The organism is Leucobacter sp. UT-8R-CII-1-4, from assembly GCF_030010235.1.
Taxonomy (GTDB): domain Bacteria; phylum Actinomycetota; class Actinomycetes; order Actinomycetales; family Microbacteriaceae; genus Leucobacter.
Map to the genome: position 1 here is coordinate 55,050 of NZ_JASCRS010000002.1, position 18,744 is coordinate 73,793.

The window sequence follows — 18,744 nt, forward strand, 5'->3', positions numbered from 1 at the left end:
TAGACACGCCGATGTAGCTTCGCGCTTTCGGCAAACTAGCGGCGACGTACCCGCGCGATCACAGCAGAGAGTTCTGGGGTGCGCAGGATCAGCAACCCGCCAAGGTAGAAGATGGCCATAATGCCTGCGATCACAATCGACACCAAAATCGCATAAAGCGGGCTGAAATCCGGCTGCCACGAGCGTGCCAGCGAAGTGCAAATCAGGCCAACACCGAGCGCGAGCGCACCAGAAACCGTGTATCGGGCGAGGCTCAGGAGAATACGTTTACCGTCGATCGCACCGAGTTTTTTGCGCAGCAGCAAGGTTGCGAGCACAGTCTCTACGATTGCAGCAATTGAGATGATCAGTGCAACAGCGGTGCCGAGCAGCGCTTTTGGCACAAATGTAAGCGCGATCAGTGAGAGCGTGATCGACACCGCGATGCGCGCACAGGCATAGAAAAACGGAGTGCGTGTGTCTGAGGTCGCGTAGAACGCGCGTTGCACTACGAACAGGAAGCTGAAGGCCGGCAAACTCACGAGATAGGCTCGCAGCACGAGCGAGAACTGATCCACCTGGTCGATGCTTGCACCCAGGTTCACAACACGGCTCACGAACGGCGCTAGCGCGAAGACCACAACGGCTGCGAGCATCAGGATCAGCATGACTTGGCGAACAGCTGAAGAGAAGTCACGAATGAAGCCCTGCATGTCGCCGGCGTGGCTTGATTCTGAGAGTCTCGTGAAATAGGCGGTGGCGATCGAAATGGTGATCACCGAGTGCGGCATGATGTAGATGGTCCAGGCGGTGTCGAGGGCGATAGCCGCGGGGCCTTCACCTGATGCACCGTTGAGCACGTTCTGCGTCACGATCGCACCGAGGTTCGTTATGAGCAGTGCGCCTAGGGTCCAGCCCGCAATTTTGCCGGTGTCGGCGAGCCCCATGCCACGCCATTTGAAGTCTGGTTTGAAGTGGATGCCGGCTTTACGCCAAAACGCCAAGAGAATAAAGGCTTGGCTCGCGATACCGAGTGTGGCGCTACCTGCGAGCACCGCTATTGAGGTCGAGTTCCAGTCCCCGACACTTCGTTGGCCAAGCGGATCGGCCCCGAACATGAAGATGAACACACCAAAACCGGCGATCGCCACAATGTTGTTGAGCACGGGCGCCCAAGTTGAGGGCCCGAATACACTCTTTGCGTTGAGCACTTCGCCAAGCACTGCGTAGATGCCAAAGAACACAATCTGTGGCATACACCAGTATGCGAACGCAATTGCGAGCCCGCGTTGGTCTGCATCCCATTTCAGGGTGTAGAGCGTGACGAGCCACGGGGTGATCAGCATCACCACCACCGTGAGCGCGGTCAGCGAGACTGCGACAAAGGTGACCAGTTTATTGATGTAGCCGGCTCCGCCGTCGGCTTTTTTCGCTGCTTTAACAATTTGCGGCACGAGTACTGCGTTCAGCATTCCGCCGAGCAGCATTGTGTACAACAAATTCGGCAGCATGTTGCCGTTTGCGTAGGCATCACCAGAGACTGACCCAACCTGGCCGATTGCGTAGGCCAGAATGATGACTTTGATGATGCCGAGCAACCGTGAAACCACGGTGCCCGAAGCCATGATCGCGCTGGCGCGCGCGATCGCGGAGCCTGCCACCTTGGTTACACCACCACGACGACTGGCACGATCATTGCCTTGCGGCGCAGTTTCGTGCCTACCCAGCGGCCAATCGTGCGGCGCACAATCTGCTGCAGCTGGTGGTGATCGGTCACGCCGTCTTTCATCGCCTGTTCGAGTGCGTCGGCGATCTGTGGCTTGATCTTGTCAAATACGTGCGCGTCTTCTGCGACACCCTTTGCATGAATTTCTGGCCCTGAGACGATCTGGCCAAGGCTTGTTTCGACGACGGTGATCACCGAGATGAAACCTTCTTCTGCGAGCACGCGGCGGTCACGCAGGTCGTCGTCTGTCACGCGGCCTACCGATGAGCCGTCAACGTAGATGAAGTCGATTTCAAGCTGACCTACGGTGCGTGCCACGCCGTCGACGAGGTCTACGACGGTGCCATTTTCAGCGATGATTGTGCGGTTCTGTGGCACGCCGGTTTCGATTGCGAGCGCCGCGTTCGCCACCAGGTGACGGTATTCGCCGTGAATCGGCATGACGTTTTTTGGCCGCACAATGTTGTAGCAGTAGAGCAATTCGCCTGCTGCAGCGTGACCTGAAACGTGCACCTTGGCGTTGCCCTTGTGCACCACGTTTGCGCCGAGTTTCATCAGGCCGTTGATGACGCGGTAGACCGAGTTTTCGTTGCCTGGGATCAGGCTCGATGCGAGGATCACCGTGTCACCAGAGCCGATTTCGATCTGGTGTTCGCGATTCGCCATTCGGCTAAGCACTGCCATTGGCTCGCCCTGCGAACCGGTCGACATGTAGACGATGCGGTGGTCGGGAATATCGCCGCTCTTCTTCAGATCGACGAGTACACCCTCTGGCACGTCGAGATAGCCAAGGTCTGAGGCGATCTTCATGTTGCGCACCATTGAGCGACCAAGCAGCACGACGCGGCGGCCATTGGCCTGAGCCGCGTCAAGCACCTGCTGCACGCGGTGCACATGGCTTGAGAAGCTGGCAACCACAACCTTGCCGGTCGAGCTCGCGATTACGCGCTCAAGCACCGGCCCGATGTCTTTTTCCAGCGGCGTGAAGCCCGGCACATCGGCGTTCGTCGAGTCGGTCATGAAGAGGTCTACGCCCTCTTCGCCGAGCCGTGCGAACGCGCGAAGATCGGTGATGCGCCCGTCGAGGGGAAGCTGATCCATCTTGAAGTCGCCCGTGCCGATCACCATGCCCGCGTCGGTACGAATCGCGACCGCAAGCGCGTCAGGGATCGAGTGGTTCACGGCGACAAACTCGAGGTCGAATGGGCCGCGGTGAATTCGATCACCCTCGGCAACCTCTTGCAGCTCTGGGCGAATGCGGTGCTCCTTGAGCTTCGCCGAGACGAAAGCAAGAGTGAGCTTCGAGCCGATCAGTGGAATGTCGTTGCGACGCTTCAACAGGTACGGCACACCGCCGATGTGATCCTCGTGACCGTGGGTGAGCACGATACCGACGATGTCTTTGAGCCTGTCGTCGATCTTTGAGATGTCTGGCAGGATCAGGTCAACACCCGGCTGTGTCTCTTCGGGGAAGAGCACGCCACAGTCGACCACCAGCAGCTTGCCGTCGATTTCGTAGACGGTCATGTTTCGGCCAACTTCGCCCAGTCCGCCGAGCGGAATGATGCGAAGCGTGCCTGATTCAAGCTCCGGTGGTGCGTAGTGCGGTGTGGTCAAGAGGATGGACTCCTTGTTTTAGCGGGTAGTGCCGGCGATCTTGGGCAGCGCGCCACCTGCGGCTGCGTTTCGATCTGGGCGGAAGTTCGAGAAGTCGGCGCCTGCGATTTCGCTAACGAGAGCAATCTCGTCTTCAATCAGGGCTGCTTCCCACTCTTCTGGTCCGACAAGTGGCAGTCGAACTCGGGGGCTGTTGATTCGGCCAAGTCCGTGCAGCACGTACTTCGCTGCAACGGTGCCTGGCACGTGGGTCATAATGGCGCGCACGAGAGGTTCGAGGCGCTGGTGTTCTGCCTGCGCGGTGTGCAGATCGCCGCGGTTTACGGCGTCAACGATTGTGCGGTACGGCGCGGCAGTGATGTTTGCGGTGACACCAATCAGGCCGGTTGCTCCGATTGCGAGGTGCGGCAGCACGTTTGCGTCGTCGCCCGAGAAATACATCAGGTCGGTTTGGTTGAGCACTCGGCTCACCTCACTGAAGTCGCCCTTCGCGTCTTTAACGGCAAGCACGTTTGGGTGCTTCGCCAGGCGCAGGATCGTCTCGTACTTGATGGGTACACCCGTGCGACCGGGAATATCGTAAAGAATTACGGGCAGGTCGGTGGCGTCGGCAACCATGCGGAAGTGCGTGAGCAGCCCCGCCTGGGTTGGCTTGTTGTAGTAGGGAGTCACGATCATGACACCGTCTGCGCCGGCCTTCTCGCTGGCCTTGTAGAGTTCGATGGCGTGCGCGGTCTCGTTCGATCCGCCACCCGTGATGATCTTGGCACGGCCGGAAGAGACCGATTTCGCGACCTCAACCAGCTTGAGCTTCTCAGGGTCGGTGAGCGTCGAGGTTTCACCGGTGGTACCGGTCACCACGATGCCGTCAGCACCGCTCTGAATGCAGTTCTCGATGTGCTGCTCTGTCGCCGCCCAATCAACCTCACCATCTGCGTCGAAGGGGGTGATGAGCGCGACCAGCACCTGGCCAAATGGATTCTCTTGAGTGGTCACTTATCTAGGGTATCTGACTCGGCAGCGTCTCGGTTCACTTGAGCCAATAGATATCTGCCCATCACTTTGCTGAAACTGTCGAAGTGCGCTGAGGACACCACGGCTGACGGCTCAGTTGCACGGGTGGCGACACTCAGACCAAAGCAGTCGACGTCACAGTCGCCTATCTTGACTAAGCCAACAAATACATCACCGTCGCCAAAACTCATCTTTGGGTCTTCGGCAGCGCAGCGCACTGCCTCGTTCCCGAGCCCTAGCCAAATACCATTAAGCCCGGCGACGGTACCGCTCAAAACGATAGCCAAGGCCGTTCGCGGCAGTCAGCGGCTCCCCCGCATCAACGCACTGCCACTCAGCGCCAATCTCAGGCGCAAAAGTATCAGCACCATCAACGCCGGTATCAATGCGGGTCACAACCAACTCAGTCGCAAAGGACATGGCCTCGCGGTAGATCTGACCGCCACCAATAATGCTCACTCTGGCCTCGCCCGCAGCGCGACCCAGCGCGGCTTCAAGCGATCCAACGAGCGTCGCGCCCTCGGCCACAAACGCAGCATCTCGAGACACGACGATATTCTCGCGGCCAGGCAGCGGGCGAAATCGCTCAGGCAGCGACTGCCAGGTGCGACGCCCCATAATCACTGGCCCGCCAAGCGTCGCCTTCTTAAAATGAGCGAGGTCTTCAGGCAGATGCCAGGGCATCACACCGTCTTTACCAATGGCATGACCGTTTGCTTCGGCCCAGACCAGCACAATCTCCATGACTACACCGCTACCGGAGCTTTGATGCCCGGGTGGTATTGGTAATCGACAACCTCAAAGTCTTCAAACTCGTAATCAAAAAGACTGTCTCGTTTGTTGATTCTGATGCTCGGATACGGCAGCGCCTCACGCGAGAGCTGAGTTTGCACCTGCTCGACGTGGTTGTCATAGATGTGGCAATCGCCACCGGTCCAGATGAACTCACCAGGTTCAAGGCCAGTCTGCTGCGCCACCATCAAAGTGAGCAACGCATAGCTAGCGATATTGAACGGCACCCCGAGAAACATGTCAGCCGAGCGCTGATACAGCTGGCAGCTGAGCTTGCCATCAGCTACGTAGAACTGAAAAAACGCGTGGCAGGGCATCAACGCCATCTGATCAAGCTCTGCAACGTTCCACGCAGAAACGATGTGACGACGCGAATCAGGGTTCGACTTCAGCTGTTCGACGACCTCAGAGATCTGGTCGATATGACCACCGTCAGGTGTCGGCCACGAGCGCCACTGCACACCGTAGACCGGGCCAAGACTGCCATTCTCGTCTTCCCACTCGTCCCAGATAGAGACGCCATGCTCTTTCAGATAGGCGGTGTTGCCCTCACCCCGAAGAAACCAAAGCAACTCGTACGCGATTGACTTGAAGTGCACCCGCTTCGTGGTAATCAGCGGAAACGACTCAGCAAGATCAAAGCGGATCTGCTTGCCAAACAGGCTTCGCGTGCCGGTGCCGGTTCGATCGCCCTTCGGCGTGCCATGCTCGAACACCTCTCGCAGAAGATCCTCGTACGGGGTCGGAATCGGTGCGCTGCTCATGCGTGCAATCTTAGCCGAATGCAGATCACCCCGGCCTCGTGTCCATTTCGAAAAACTCGATGAACGTGAGACCGGGGTGATCTGTGCAGGCGGAGTCGAATCGAACGCGGAGCGCGTTCAAGACCCAGACAGCGCGAAAGGACGCTTCGCTATTTAACCTTTGATGCCATCATCAAAAAGCTCCATGTTCGAAGTATCGGTGGTTGCGTCAGCAACGCTCAGCACCTTGCCCTTAAAGAACGCAGGCGAGAAGCGCGACTGCACGAACATCAGCACAACGCCGAGGCCAAGTACAACCACACCAATAATGCCGACGAGGCCAACGCCGCCGATGCTGCTACCCGAACCAAAGTCTGGGTTCATGCTGTCGATAGTGGTCTGCACGAAAACAACCAGCAGCAGAACGCCACCAAGTCCCGGCAGAACCATCTTCGACATCACCGAACGGAAGCCCTCCTTCGGGGCAGCCTTGCGGAAGTACCAGGTGCTCGCAAGAGCGGTAATTCCGTAGTAGAAACACACCATCATGCCGAGGGCGGTAATGGTGTCCCAAAGCACATCTTCGCTCAAGAAGCGCATGATCGCGTAGAACACCGATGCCACGATCGACGACCACATCAGCGCCACGTAAGGCGACTTGTACTTAGGGTGGATCTTCTTAATTGGCTTTGGCAGCGCACCGTAGTGGGCCATAGCGAGCAGTGTGCGTGCTGGCGAAATAGCGGTCGAGTTAATCGACGCCATTGCCGAGACAAGGATCGCGAGCGAAAGCAGAATCGCGGCAGGCCCCATCACTGGGTGCGCGAGGGCTGCGAACACGTTCTCAGCGATCTTCGAGTTGCCAAGGCCGGTTGGTCCATCACCAATACCTGCGAACGCGACAGTCGCAGCTGCGGTGCCAACGTACATAACCACAAGCAGCACAACCAAAATCATGGCTGCCTTGCTTTCGGTCGACATACGACCCTTCGAAGGCTTGGTCTCTTCGCCCATCGTAAGCACAGTGTCCCAGCCCCAGTAGACAAAGATAGACACAGCGATACCAGCGGCGAACGCGCTGAAGCTTGACACCTCAAGCGGGTTGAACCAAGACAGCTCAGGCATGCGGCCCTCGGTGTTCGCTGAATCAGCTGCCCCGATGAACATCGCAATGATGAACCAGATGAGCACTGCGACCTGGAAGGTCACGGTAATGTACTGGAAAACCTTCGTCGAAGTCATACCGCGATACGAGATCACGGTTGCCATGGTCATAAAGCCTAGGCAGACCAAGATGTTGATAAAGCGGTTTCCGGCGATATCGGCAATCGATGGGTCATTCGCAATGATCGCAATCGACTGGAACAAGAACTCGACGGCAATACCGGCCAGGTTCGAAAGCACCAGCACGGTTGCAGCGATAAGGCCCCAACCTGCCATCCAGCCCACCCAAGGGCCGAAGGCACGTGAGGCCCAAGTGAATGAAGTACCAGAGTCGGGCATCGCCGAGTTCAGTGAACGGTAACCAATAGCGACAAGCAACATCGGCAGGAAGCCTGCAAGGAAGATTGCTGGAGTCTGGTAGCCGACTTCACTGGCTGCTGGTCCGACTGCCGAAGTAAGAGTGTATGCGGGTGCACACACCGAGAGACCGATCACAATGGCGCCTAGCACGCCTACGGTTCCCTGCGGCAGGCCCTTCCGACTAATACCTGTAACCGAATCAAGGGCCCGGGTAGGGGGGTCCGTCGTTGCTGCCATAGCATCTGCTCCGTTTCTCAGACTGTGTAACCTGCCCGATTGTAGTCGCGGAAGATGAAAACGTCTAATGAACGGAATATTACCTACGAATTTAGTCGCGTTTTAGCGAAATTGCTGACCGAATCGCCCTTCTAGCCCGCGAACGGTCGCCACATGCGTCGTAGACCAGACCGAGGCGTGCCCAGGCCCGCCAGCTCTCTGGATCTGCCTCAGTTTCGGCGCGATAGTGATCAAACACCGAGTCAGCAACCTCACGGTCTGGCTTGCCCGTTGGCCCCGCCAAACCAAGATCATCTGGCAGTAAACCTTCGGCATCAAGCTGATCAACAATCGCCGTAGAACGAAACCCGAACATCAGCTCGCGAGCAAGCGCCCACGCGCCAATGAGTGGCAGCACAATCAGCGCCACGCCCATCGCAATCGCGATCGGCGTGCCAGAGCCGAGCAGCGCAAATGCGCGCACGCCAGCAAACACAAAGTAGAGCACGAGCAGCACGCTCATGATCGATACGCCAATAATGGCCCGGGTTCTTGCACTCATGCGCGATCCACCGTCCCTAAACCAAGCACATGCTCAAGCCCAACCACGAGCCCCTCAAGAGTGCCAATAGCTTCAAGCGCAGCGCGAATACCCGCCTGATAGGAGTCTTTCGAATGGGTCACGTGCGTCACCACCAGCTCCTCGCCGGCTCCCCCAAAACGTACCTCTTGGCGAGCAATCACACCCTGCATGCGCAGGCTGTGCACCGGCACCCCTGCAACCAGCTGGCCGCGTGCCGCCTGATCAGCAAACGGAGCCTCAACACCAGCACCGCCCTTGGCAGCCGCAATCAGTTCAGCCGTGCGAACAGCCGTGCCGCTCGGCGAATCAATCTTGCCCGCGTGATGGGCTTCAATGATCTCAATACTGTCGAAGTGTTTCGCCGCGATAGTTGCAAGCATTGTGCCTAGCACCGAGCCAAGCGAGAAATTCGGCACAACGAGAGCAGCAGCTCCGGGCTTGGCCGCAACGAAGTCTTGCAGCTCGTCAAGCTTTTCAGCTGACCAGCCACTCGTTCCGACGATCACTCGCTGCCCACGATCGAGCGCGCGCCGCACAATCTCTGGCGACACCTGCGGGTGGGTAACGTCGAAAAGCACTTGTGCCTGAGCGCCCTCGTTCTCGCCAGAGGCGCTTGTCAGGCGAGCTACCAGCTGAAAGTCTGGGTGTGCCTCGATAACGTCACAGACGAAAGACCCGAGTCGGCCAGTTGCCCCGGTTACGGCAACCGTTGTAGGGCTTGTTGCGGTGTCACTCATGCGTTTAGCGTACCCCTGCCGTATTTGCGAAGGCGCTGCGCGAAACATCGCCAACAGCAACCACACTCTGCTCGCCAGCAGCCACGAACGCGGCGATCTTGCGAATATCGTCGCTCGTTACCGCGTCGAATCGGGCCAGTGAAGTATCAAGCGTGAACAGCTCGCCGTTACCGAGCTCTGCACGGGCAAGACGCCCCATACGGGTGTCACTGTCTTCAAGCGCAAGCGCCGATGATCCAGCGATCTGACCGAGGGCGCGGTCGCGCTCGTCTTCGGTAATGCCATCGGCGGCAACCTTCTGCAGTTCTTCGCGCGCCAGTTCGAGCACCTGCCCTGCCTTTTCAGGCATGGTGCCTGCGTAAATGCCGAAGACTCCCCCGTCGCTGTAGCTCGCGCCAAACGAATACGCCGTGTAGGCCAGCCCACGCTTCTCACGAATTTCTTGGAAGAGTCGGCTCGACATGCCGCCGCCAAGCACCGAGTTCATCATGCCAAACGCGAAACGTCGTGGATCGCCAGCGCGAAGCGCACTCGTGCCGACCATCAGATTGATCTGCTCGCTTTCGCGCTCGATGAGGTGAATTGAAGCCTGGTCAAAGGCGCTGCTGCTGCCGGCGCTGCTGTCGTCTACGCTGCTGCCTGCCGCACTGCCGTCAACTGTCGTTTCGTCGACCGACGCAACTGCCCTGCGCTTCGGTGCCCGGTTCTCGTTTGTGTTCCAACGACCCCCGGCCAGATTCAGGGCAGCGACAACCTGGTCTACGAGGCGGTCGTGATCCACCGCGCCCGCGGCAGCGATAACAAGCGTCGACGGGTCATACTGAGCGAAGTAGTGCGCCATCACATCGTCGCGGCGTGCCGCACGAATCGTGTCTGGGTTGCCGCCGATGGGTCGGCCCAGCGGGTGAGCGCCGAGTACTGCCTCAAAAAAGCGCTCGTTCGCAACATCGGAGAGGTCGTCAGCTGCCATTGCGAGCTCTTCGAGAATGACGCCGCGTTCGGTCTCGAACTCGCCCTCGTCGATCACCGAGTTGGTGACCATATCGGCGAGAGTTTCTACCGCACCATCAAGATCAACATCGCGTACCTTCGCGTAGTAGCACGTGTATTCTTTCGCGGTCAGCGCGTTATTTTCGGCGCCAATTCGATCGAAACTGGTCGCAATTTCGTAGGCGTTGCGCGTGGGAGTGCCCTTGAACAGTAGGTGCTCAAGAAAGTGGGTGCTGCCGAGACTGCCGGGCGCATCGCCGCGTTCAGCCTGCTCGTCGCGCGAGCCGATGCCCACCCAGAAACCAATCGTCGCCGAGCGCGAACCCGGCATGTGTTCGGTGAGCACACGAAGCCCGCTCGGGTGTACGGTGCGCCGCATCAGCGCTCCGCCAAGATCGGCTTCGAGTTCGGGCTGGTCAAGGGGAAGAATCAACGGTTCTGGCACGCCTCTACCCTACTGGCTCGCCCATGCGAGATACCTCCGTCGAGATCGCCTCCTCTCACCGAAACACACTGGTTTTTACGGGAAATAGGGGTGTATCTCGGTGAAAGCACGCGATCTCGGTGAAGCAGCGCGCGGTGGATCGCATCGCCAGAACAGAAAACACCCCCGCACGCGGCGTGGCGTGCAGGGGTGTTTTTCTTGCGAGAGTTACTCGGCGGCTGCCTCTTCGGCTGGTGCCTCAGTTGCCTCTGCAGCAGCCTCTTCGAGCACTGGCTCGAGCGAGAGCTTGCCACGATCGTCAACCTTCGTGATCTTCACGAGGATCTTCTGACCGATCGAGAGCACATCGTCAACCGACTCGATACGCTTGCCACCGGCGAGCTTACGAACCTCGCTGATGTGCAGCAGGCCGTCCTTGCCTGGAAGCAGCGACACGAATGCGCCAAACGCTGCGTTCTTCACAACCGTGCCAAGGTACTGCTCGCCAACCTCAGGGTTCTGTGGGTTTGCGATTGCGTTGACCTGTGCACGTGCAGCCTCAGCCGATGGGCCGTCGGTAGCGCCGATGTAGACGGTGCCGTCGTCATCGATCGAGATCTCTGCGCCGGTCTCGTCCTGAATACCGTTGATGGTCTTGCCCTTAGGACCGATCAGCTCACCGATCTTGTCAACAGGAATGTTGACGGTGATCACGCGAGGAGCGGTTGGAGCCATCTCATCTGGGGTATCAATAGCGCGAGCCATGAAGTCGAGGATCTCGGTACGAGCCTGCTTCGCCTGTGCGAGTGCACCGGTCAGCACGTCTGAAGGGATGCCGTCGAGCTTGGTGTCGAGCTGCAGTGCAGTCACAAACTCCGAGGTACCAGCGACCTTGAAGTCCATGTCGCCGAGCGCGTCCTCAGCACCGAGGATATCGGTGAGAGCCTTGTAGCGACGCTCGCCGTTGACCTCGTCAGAAACGAGACCCATTGCGATACCGGCAACTGCGGCACGCAGTGGCACACCAGCGTTCAGCAGCGACAGAGTCGAAGCACAAACCGAACCCATCGAGGTCGAGCCGTTCGAACCCAGAGCCTCACTGACCTGGCGGATAGCGTATGGGAACTCCTCGCGGCTTGGCAGCACTGGCACGAGTGCACGCTCTGCCAAGAAGCCGTGGCCGATTTCGCGACGCTTCGGGCTACCAACACGGCCGGTCTCACCGGTCGAGTATGGCGGGAAGTTGTAGTGGTGCATGTAGCGCTTGCTGGTCGTTGGCGACAGCGAGTCGATCTGCTGCTCCATCTTCAGCATGTTCAGCGTGGTGACACCCATGATCTGGGTCTCGCCGCGCTGGAAGATAGCCGAGCCGTGCACGCGAGGAATAACCTGAACCTCTGCGTCGAGCGCGCGAACCTTGTCGAGCGGACGACCGTCGATACGTGCACCCTCGGTCAGTACGCGACCGCGCACAACCTTTTTGGTCACCGACTTGTATGCAGCCGAAACCTGGTCGCCGGCTTCAGCAGGCAGTTCGCCAGCCTCGACCTTTGCAGCGATAGCTTCCTTGACGCGAGCCTTGAGTGCATCGTCTGCATCCTGGCGCTCGATCTTGTCAGCGATCTGGTAGATGATGCCAAGCTCGGTCTCTGCAAGAGCCTCAACTGCTGCGTAAACCTCATCGGTGTAAGGCATGAAGACTGGGTAGTCTGCAATTTCCTTAGCCGACTGAGCAGCGAGCTGCTCCTGAGCCTTGACCAGCTGCGAGATGAAAGGCTTCGAAGCTTCGAGGCCCTGAGCCACAACAGCCTCGTCAGGCTTCGTAGCGCCAGCCTTGATCAGGTTCCAAGAACCCTCGGTAGCTTCAGCCTCAACCATCATGATTGCGACATCTTCGCTGCCGTCAGCGTTCTTCACAACGCGGCCAGCAACCATCAGGTCGAAGACAGCTTCGCCAACCTGCTCAACGTTCGGGAATGCAACCCACTGGTCCGCAGCGCCTGCGATACCAGGGATCAGCGCGAGGCGAACGCCTGCGATTGGGCCCGAGAATGGCAGACCCGAGATCTGAGTCGAAGCCGAAGCCGCGTTGATTGCAAGAGCGTCGTAGTACTCGCCTGGTGCGATCGAGAGCACGGTGACAACGATCTGCACCTCGTTGCGGAGGCCATCAACGAACGACGGGCGCAGTGGGCGGTCGATCAGACGGCAAACCAGGATCGCCTCGGTCGATGGGCGACCTTCGCGACGGAAGAACGAACCGGGAATCTTGCCGGCAGCGTATGAGCGCTCTTCAACGTCAACGGTCAGTGGGAAGAAGTCGAAGTGCTCCTTCGGCTGCTTCGAGGCGCTGGTAGCGCTAAGCAGCATGGTTTCTTCGTCGAGGTATGCAGCAACAGCACCCTGTGCCTGCTGTGCAAGACGGCCAGTTTCGAAGCGAACGGTGCGCTTTCCGTACTTACCGTTGTCGAGGACAGCCTCGGCGAACTTGATTTCAGGACCCTCCACGGGATCTCCTTTACTCACGTGAGCACTCGGCAGTCCCGACCGCGAAGCGAATGCTGCGCTCGGTCGTGGATGCTGATGTTCAGTAGAAGACTGCTCTGCGTGCGTCACAATTGCGGCTCAGAGAAACCCACCACCGAAGACCAGCCCGCCAGCGTGCTCGGTTCATCGTTGATGCAGACACGGCTGCAAAAGCACACGTCCACACCACAAGGCTACCAGTCCAGGCCCAGAAACGCCCGTGTCTTTGTGTCACCGCGCGGCACGTACACTCGAATCATGCGCCGTCTCTCCCCCGCACTCGGCAACGTCGCGACAATCGCCTTGATCGCTTTGCCTATTGCGCTCGCCGCGGTACTCAATCAAACACTTCGTCCGTACCTCGCTGAGCGTCTCGGTGGAACCCCGCACGCATCTGGTGGCTGGAGTCGCGGCAGTTACCTGGCTTCAAATCGGTGGTGGGAGTTCGACGCTGCAACGCAGCTCAAACACCCGCTACTCACCACCTATCTTGAGCAGTGGGATGGCCTTTACCTCGCTGCTGGTGGGATTCTTTCGGTAATCATCGCCAGCATTGTCTTTTATCTGGCAGCACGCACAAAAACCAAACGATCCGAGTGAGGCAACATTGCGCCTCACTCGGATCGTTAGATTGAGTTCGTTCAATCAGAACTTATAGCTCTACGACGTCTACTGTGCGCAGCACGTCAGCACCGATTGCTGCACCAAGCTGCTCGATCACGTCTGCTGGTACAGCAGAGTCAACCGAGAGCACTGAGAGCGCAGTGCCCTTCTTAGCGTCACGAGCGATCTGCAGACCGGCGATGTTCACACCGGCGTCACCAAGCAGCCCACCGTAGGCGGCGACGATGCCTGGGCGATCCTCGTAGCTGAAGATAACGAGGTGCTCGCTGATTGGCAGCTCAAGGTCGTAACCGTTGATCTCGATAATCTTTTCAACCTGCTTTGGCCCGGTCAGAGTGCCCGACACCGAAAGCTGGTGGCCCTCTGCAGTGGTGCCGCGCAGCGTGATCACGTTGCGGTAGCTCTCTGAAGCGGCGTCGACGCTGAAACGAACCTCAACCCCGCGCTGCTCTGCGATAAGCGGAGCGTTCACGTACGAAACCGGCTCGCTAACAACCTGCGAGAACAGGCCCTTGAGCGCAGCTAGACGCAATACCTGCACATTGTGCTCGCTCAGTTCGCCGTGCACCTCAACGTCGAGTGAAGTGATTGGGCCAGCAGCGAGACCCGCAAAAATCTGGCCGAGCTTTTCGGTGAGCGGCAGGCCGGGCTTCACGTACTCGTTGATGGTGCCACCGGCAACGTTCACGGCATCTGGCACCAGCTCGCCCGCGAGCGCGAGGCGAACCGACTTTGCAACCGAGATACCGGCCTTCTCCTGAGCTTCTTCGGTCGAAGCGCCAAGGTGCGGTGTGACGTTAATCTTCGGGTGCGCGGTGAGCACAGTGTCTTTCGGCGGCTCCTGCACGAACACGTCGAGTGCAGCGCCAGCAATCTCACCAGCGTCAAGAGCAGCAACCAGGGCTTCTTCGTCAATCAGACCGCCGCGGGCAACGTTCACCACGTATGCGGTTGGCTTCATCGCCTTGAGCTGAGCTTCACCGATCATGCCGAGCGTCTCCGGGGTGCGTGGCATGTGAATGGTGAGGAAGTCGGCGCGTGCAACCAGCTCGTCGAGTTCGACCAGCTCGGCACCGAGCTGTGCGGCACGAGCGGCCGGAATGTATGGGTCGTACGCGATGATGTCAACGCCGAAGCCGCGCAGACGCTCCGCGACAAGGGCACCGATGCGGCCGAGTCCGACGATACCGATCGTCTTTTCGTACAGCTCGGTTCCGGTGAACGAGGATCGCTTCCACTCACCCGCGCTGAGCGAGCCGTGGGCACGCTGCAAGTGACGGGCGAGGCCAAGGATGTGCGAGACAGTAAGCTCTGCCGCACTGATGATGTTCGAGGTTGGTGCGTTAACGACCATGACACCGGCCTGCGTTGCAGCCTTGATGTCAACGTTGTCAAGGCCCACTCCAGCGCGGGCGATGACCTTGAGCTGAGGAGCCCAGCTCAGCGCTTCTTCGTCAATCTGAGTTGCCGAGCGCACGAGCACAGCATCGGCGTTGGCAAGCGCGTCACGGAGCGCCGCACGATCCGTGCCATCGACGTTGCGCACGTCGAAGTCCGGGCCAAGAGCGGCGATCGTAGCGGGTGAAAGTTCTTCTGCGAGTAGCACGACCGGCGCGGGCATTAGGAAATATTCCTCCGAGAACGAGTGGTGGGGTGCACGGATTCGCGCACCCCACCACTCTACTAGTGCTCGCTTACTGCAAGCCTCACATGAAGAACGAAGTCGGCGGAATGATCAGCGAGACTTCAAGCTGAATCGCTGCGACAACAGAGAGACCGGTTGCAAGCAACAGCAGTCTTGCGCTGCCCTTGCGTTTGATGCCCGCAAGCAGCGCGACCAAGAAACCTACGGGAGGTAGGCACACACCAAACCACAGCCAGAACCAGCCAGCGGGATTCAGTTCAAGTCCGAGCTGGCTCGCCATTTCTGGCAGCTGCGTCATATTTCCGATTGCGGCGATCACCATAAAAACGTAGAGTCCGGTGATCACGGCAAACAGCACCCATCCGGTGATTGTTTTCGCCATTAGAACATTCCCCCGAACATCGGCAGCGGTACCAGCAGCACGAGGCCGATCAGCAGCCAGATCAGCATGCGCGAGACCTTGGCGCCACGGCACAGCACAAGAACCGTAATAAACCAGAAAGCTGGCGCAAATGGAGCGAGGTAGTAAATAACTTGCTGCAACGCGCCGCCAAGCGAGCCACTGGTGTCAACAACTGCCGCGTTGGTCGCGGCAACCGCGCCTGCCCAGCTAAACCAAACGTACATGAACAGCAGATAGAGACCGCCAAGCAGCCCGAGCAGCACGAGCGCCACATTCGACAGCTGCGCGCGCCCCTCACCTGCTACGGCCTCACCGTTTGCGGCATCAACCGCATCGCCTACAGAATCTTCAACGGGAACGGCAGAGGCTTTGGCCGCTTCGGCCTGCCCTTCGACCGTCCAACCACTCGCTATCGAGCTTTCGCGAGCGGATTGCTCGTTGTCTTTGACCATAAGTACAAGACTATTCCAGCCTGCCTGAGACGACGATCCGAGCTACACTTACCAACAGAATTTCCGACACTTATGCGCCATAGAAGGAGCACCATGTCTGACGATGCAACACCCAAGAAGAAAGTCGTCAGGGTCGAGCCTGCTGCCTCGCAGCCAGACGGATCCCCCGATACCCCTGTCTGGAAACCCAACGAAGAAGCCAAAGGCCAGGCGAACAAACTGCGCATCTTCGCTTGGATCGGCTGGCTGCTAGCGATCGCAACAGAAGCGGTGCTCATTTTCTGGGTACTGCGTCAGTGGGCTGAGCGCAGTGACACTGCCAATATGTGGCTACTTATCGGCGGCATCGTACTCACCGGTATTTTCGCGAGCGTAGGCTCCGTGTTCTGGAAGAAAGCAAACCGTCTCGATCCAGCGTCGAAAAAAGACACTGTTCGATTTTTCGTGCAGAACCAACTCGGCGCAATCATGTCAGTCGTAGCGTTTTTGCCATTGATCATTCTGATCTTCATGAACAAAGACATGGACGGCAAGCAGAAAGCTATTGCCGGATCAATCGGCGTAGTGGTTGCCGCTATCGCAGTATTCGCGTTCGGCGCAGACTACAGCCCACCGTCGCAAGAGCAGTACGCCGAAGAAGAAAACATCATGGTGCAGCTCACCGGCAAAGATGAAGTTGTCTGGGTCAAGGGCGGCAAGGTGTTTCACGTCTGCGATGCTGTGCCAGACGTGAACAAGGAGTCGAAAGACGGCCAAATCTACGTTGGCACTGTCGCTGACGCGCACGCTGCAGGTAAAGACCGACTCACTCAGCGCTGGGAAAGCGAAGCAGTGAAATACTGCGGTTACACCCAGGAGCAGGTTGACGCGGTAAACCTCGGTCTCACTCAGCCAGTCAACGAAGAGACCGAAGCAACGACAAGCGAAGAGAACGAAACCGAAGCCGAAACCGCCGAGTAATAGCTCATGCGTCATTGTGTGGCGCCCGGGCAAAACCGGCGCCACACAATCTCAGAAACTATTCGACCCGCTGCACTCGCTCGCGATACGAACTGACGTTGTTGCCATCGATCTTCTTGCGCTTGGTGCCGTGCACCTCGTCAACTTTGTTGTCGTTCCCGGTGACCGGTTGCGACTCAATCACGGTCTCGCGCTCGAAATTGTGCGACTTATCGGTATTGCGGTAATACCGAAACAGCATTCCGTAGAGCGCAACACCAGCGGCGGGGCCGGCAAGCAGCAGCCAACCTCCACCGTCTTCATCTTGCGCGTTCGATTCGGCCAGAAATGTGTTCACCAGCGTCACCGCTTGCATTAGCCAGATCATGCTCACGCCGTCACCACCAAAAATGCAATCACAATCGCCTCAATAATCGTGCCCGTGGTCAGTGCAGCAGCCAAGAGTCGTGCACGCGAAACCGGCACACTGCCCATGGTTTCACCGGTGCGACCATTCACCGCGATGTAGTGGACCATGCCTTTGCCGCCTTCTTCGTGATAGTACGAATACAGCCACACGGGGAGATACATTGAGACCCATCGGGTGCCGTGAACCTCAAGCTTCTCGTAGTCCCAGCGCACGCCTCGGTCATATCCCGCCACCGACTTATGCACTTCTGACCGCGCAATCGAGAGCATCTGACTCTCGAGTTCTGGGCGCACGGTCTCCACATTCTGATCGCGTTTTTCAGAGGTGAAACCCGTGAGATAGCTCGCATTGAACTCAACCGCATTTTTCGTATCAAACGGCAGAATCGCGTTAATCACGTTATTCGTGTTCACGAACACGTCCATGTTCGCACGCTCGGCAGAAGACTCGATTGTCAGGTCGTCAACCGTGAAATCAACGTGCCTGCTCACCTGATAAACATCGGCGTTGTAGAACGTCTCTTGGTCGTTGCCACTGCCCCGCGTATAACTGCCAGTTTGCACCTCGCCGTGCCCCCAAACATCGGCGCTTGCGTTGCCGTCAACCACGAGGTACGGCAGATACACACCCACCACGTTTTCAGGACTGAACTCGCGCACGAACCTGCGGTGGGCGAAGGTCTTGCGTTTGCCTGCGAAGGCGCGAATCGCTTCGACAGCCTGCTCGTGGGTAAGCGAGAAAGGCAAGACTGCGTCTGGTACCGCACCGTTTGGCACCTGATTGTTTACGGTCAGCAGATTGCGGCACCAGTGGCAGCGCGCAGACATCGCACTTGCGATGTTCAGTACTACTTCTGAACCGCAAGCTCCACACTTGAGTGTGAGCAGATCACCCAGGTCGGCATTGATCTGCGACGCACCGCTGCCGACTGTCGTGCCGCGCAGCTCAGAAAGCGGGGTCTCGTCAAAGATCTTGCCCTCAACGGTCTGCTCAGACCATTCGTAGCGGCAAAACAGACAGATCAGCATGCCGGTCGAAGGGCGAAGCTGAATCTCAGTCGAACCGCACCTTGGGCAGCGGTTAATGCCGTCTCCAAGTCGCTGGTTTTGGGTACGAACCTCGCCGTTCTCGTCATTTAGCGTTGGATCGCCCAGCGTCGCGGCAGAACCGTCCGGTTCCGCTGGCTGCGCATGCGCCGCAGTGGGTGCTGCACCGTCAGCGGGTGCTGTCCCCTGCGAGGGAGCCGCAGGCGTTGCGGATGCTGCCGCGGTGGCTGCGGTCTCGGCAGAGTCCGCAACCACCGGCTCGTGCTGCCCTTCGGGGCCACCAAACGGCGGTTGCGCGCTCATCGTTGCACGCTCATCTCCGTGTGCCCTCTCG

The 18,744-nt window shown here is 58.6% G+C and carries 18 protein-coding genes; 2 read left to right on the plus strand and 16 right to left on the minus strand.

Going from position 1 to position 18,744, the window contains the following annotated elements; genetic code table 11:
- Positions 1–35: 35 nt before the first annotated feature.
- The 11 genes from murJ to QBL02_RS05320 all read right to left on the minus strand — a co-directional run bounded on the left by murJ (position 36) and on the right by QBL02_RS05320 (position 12,853).
- A complete protein-coding gene (gene murJ, locus QBL02_RS05270) occupies positions 36–1,640 on the minus strand; it encodes a murein biosynthesis integral membrane protein MurJ (protein ID WP_282725342.1) in 1,605 nt (534 codons plus the stop codon).
- Between the two features lie 5 nt (positions 1,641–1,645).
- A complete protein-coding gene (locus QBL02_RS05275; RefSeq protein ID WP_282725343.1) occupies positions 1,646–3,322 on the minus strand; it encodes a ribonuclease J in 1,677 nt (558 codons plus the stop codon).
- Positions 3,323–3,340: 18 nt separating this feature from the next.
- The gene (dapA, locus tag QBL02_RS05280; protein ID WP_282725344.1) at positions 3,341–4,318 is read right to left on the minus strand and encodes a 4-hydroxy-tetrahydrodipicolinate synthase; all 978 of its coding nucleotides are present in this window, start codon (positions 4,316–4,318) and stop codon (positions 3,341–3,343) included.
- The gene (locus tag QBL02_RS05285; protein ID WP_282725345.1) at positions 4,315–4,611 is read right to left on the minus strand and encodes a hypothetical protein; all 297 of its coding nucleotides are present in this window, start codon (positions 4,609–4,611) and stop codon (positions 4,315–4,317) included. The genes dapA and QBL02_RS05285 overlap by 4 nt, the downstream gene beginning before the upstream one ends.
- A complete protein-coding gene (locus QBL02_RS05290; RefSeq protein WP_282725346.1) occupies positions 4,586–5,080 on the minus strand; it encodes a dihydrofolate reductase in 495 nt (164 codons plus the stop codon). Before QBL02_RS05290 ends, QBL02_RS05285 begins: the two co-directional genes overlap by 26 nt.
- A gap of 2 nt (positions 5,081–5,082) precedes the next feature.
- Positions 5,083–5,892 (minus strand): thymidylate synthase, encoded by an 810-nt coding sequence (locus QBL02_RS05295; RefSeq protein ID WP_282725347.1) that lies wholly within the window; start codon positions 5,890–5,892, stop codon positions 5,083–5,085.
- A 153-nt stretch (positions 5,893–6,045) separates the two neighbouring features.
- Entirely contained in the window at positions 6,046–7,632 is a 1,587-nt protein-coding gene (locus QBL02_RS05300; protein ID WP_282725348.1) for an APC family permease, read from the minus strand.
- Between the two features lie 91 nt (positions 7,633–7,723).
- Entirely contained in the window at positions 7,724–8,173 is a 450-nt protein-coding gene (locus QBL02_RS05305) for a hypothetical protein (protein ID WP_282725349.1), read from the minus strand.
- On the minus strand, positions 8,170–8,931 hold the full coding sequence (dapB, locus tag QBL02_RS05310) for a 4-hydroxy-tetrahydrodipicolinate reductase (protein ID WP_282725350.1): 762 nt from the start codon (positions 8,929–8,931) through the stop codon (positions 8,170–8,172). Before dapB ends, QBL02_RS05305 begins: the two co-directional genes overlap by 4 nt.
- Before the next feature lie 4 nt (positions 8,932–8,935).
- Positions 8,936–10,366 (minus strand): pitrilysin family protein, encoded by a 1,431-nt coding sequence (locus QBL02_RS05315; protein WP_282725351.1) that lies wholly within the window; start codon positions 10,364–10,366, stop codon positions 8,936–8,938.
- Between the two features lie 207 nt (positions 10,367–10,573).
- The gene (locus QBL02_RS05320; RefSeq protein ID WP_282725352.1) at positions 10,574–12,853 is read right to left on the minus strand and encodes a polyribonucleotide nucleotidyltransferase; all 2,280 of its coding nucleotides are present in this window, start codon (positions 12,851–12,853) and stop codon (positions 10,574–10,576) included.
- A 276-nt stretch (positions 12,854–13,129) separates the two neighbouring features.
- On the opposite strand from QBL02_RS05320, the gene QBL02_RS05325 reads away from it, so the two are divergent.
- A complete protein-coding gene (locus QBL02_RS05325; protein ID WP_282725353.1) occupies positions 13,130–13,471 on the plus strand; it encodes a hypothetical protein in 342 nt (113 codons plus the stop codon).
- A 52-nt stretch (positions 13,472–13,523) separates the two neighbouring features.
- Here QBL02_RS05325 and serA read toward each other — a convergent pair whose 3' ends face one another.
- From serA to QBL02_RS05340, 3 genes are all read right to left on the minus strand, one after another.
- On the minus strand, positions 13,524–15,116 hold the full coding sequence (gene serA / locus QBL02_RS05330; protein WP_282725354.1) for a phosphoglycerate dehydrogenase: 1,593 nt from the start codon (positions 15,114–15,116) through the stop codon (positions 13,524–13,526).
- 85 nt (positions 15,117–15,201) lie between these two features.
- Entirely contained in the window at positions 15,202–15,522 is a 321-nt protein-coding gene (locus tag QBL02_RS05335; RefSeq protein ID WP_282725355.1) for a hypothetical protein, read from the minus strand.
- The gene (locus QBL02_RS05340; RefSeq protein WP_282725356.1) at positions 15,522–15,995 is read right to left on the minus strand and encodes a hypothetical protein; all 474 of its coding nucleotides are present in this window, start codon (positions 15,993–15,995) and stop codon (positions 15,522–15,524) included. Before QBL02_RS05340 ends, QBL02_RS05335 begins: the two co-directional genes overlap by 1 nt.
- A gap of 93 nt (positions 15,996–16,088) precedes the next feature.
- Between QBL02_RS05340 and QBL02_RS05345 the strand changes: the two genes are divergently transcribed.
- Positions 16,089–16,955 carry a hypothetical protein gene (locus tag QBL02_RS05345; RefSeq protein ID WP_282725357.1) on the plus strand — a complete coding sequence of 289 codons (867 nt, stop codon included), beginning with the start codon at positions 16,089–16,091 and terminating at the stop codon, positions 16,953–16,955.
- A gap of 58 nt (positions 16,956–17,013) precedes the next feature.
- Here the strand turns inward: QBL02_RS05345 and QBL02_RS05350 are convergent, their stop codons facing one another.
- Both QBL02_RS05350 and QBL02_RS05355 read right to left on the minus strand, forming a co-directional pair.
- Positions 17,014–17,322 carry a hypothetical protein gene (locus QBL02_RS05350; RefSeq protein WP_282725358.1) on the minus strand — a complete coding sequence of 103 codons (309 nt, stop codon included), beginning with the start codon at positions 17,320–17,322 and terminating at the stop codon, positions 17,014–17,016.
- A 2-nt stretch (positions 17,323–17,324) separates the two neighbouring features.
- On the minus strand, positions 17,325–18,713 hold the full coding sequence (locus tag QBL02_RS05355) for a TFIIB-type zinc ribbon-containing protein (RefSeq protein ID WP_282725359.1): 1,389 nt from the start codon (positions 18,711–18,713) through the stop codon (positions 17,325–17,327).
- Positions 18,714–18,744 lie beyond the last annotated feature (31 nt).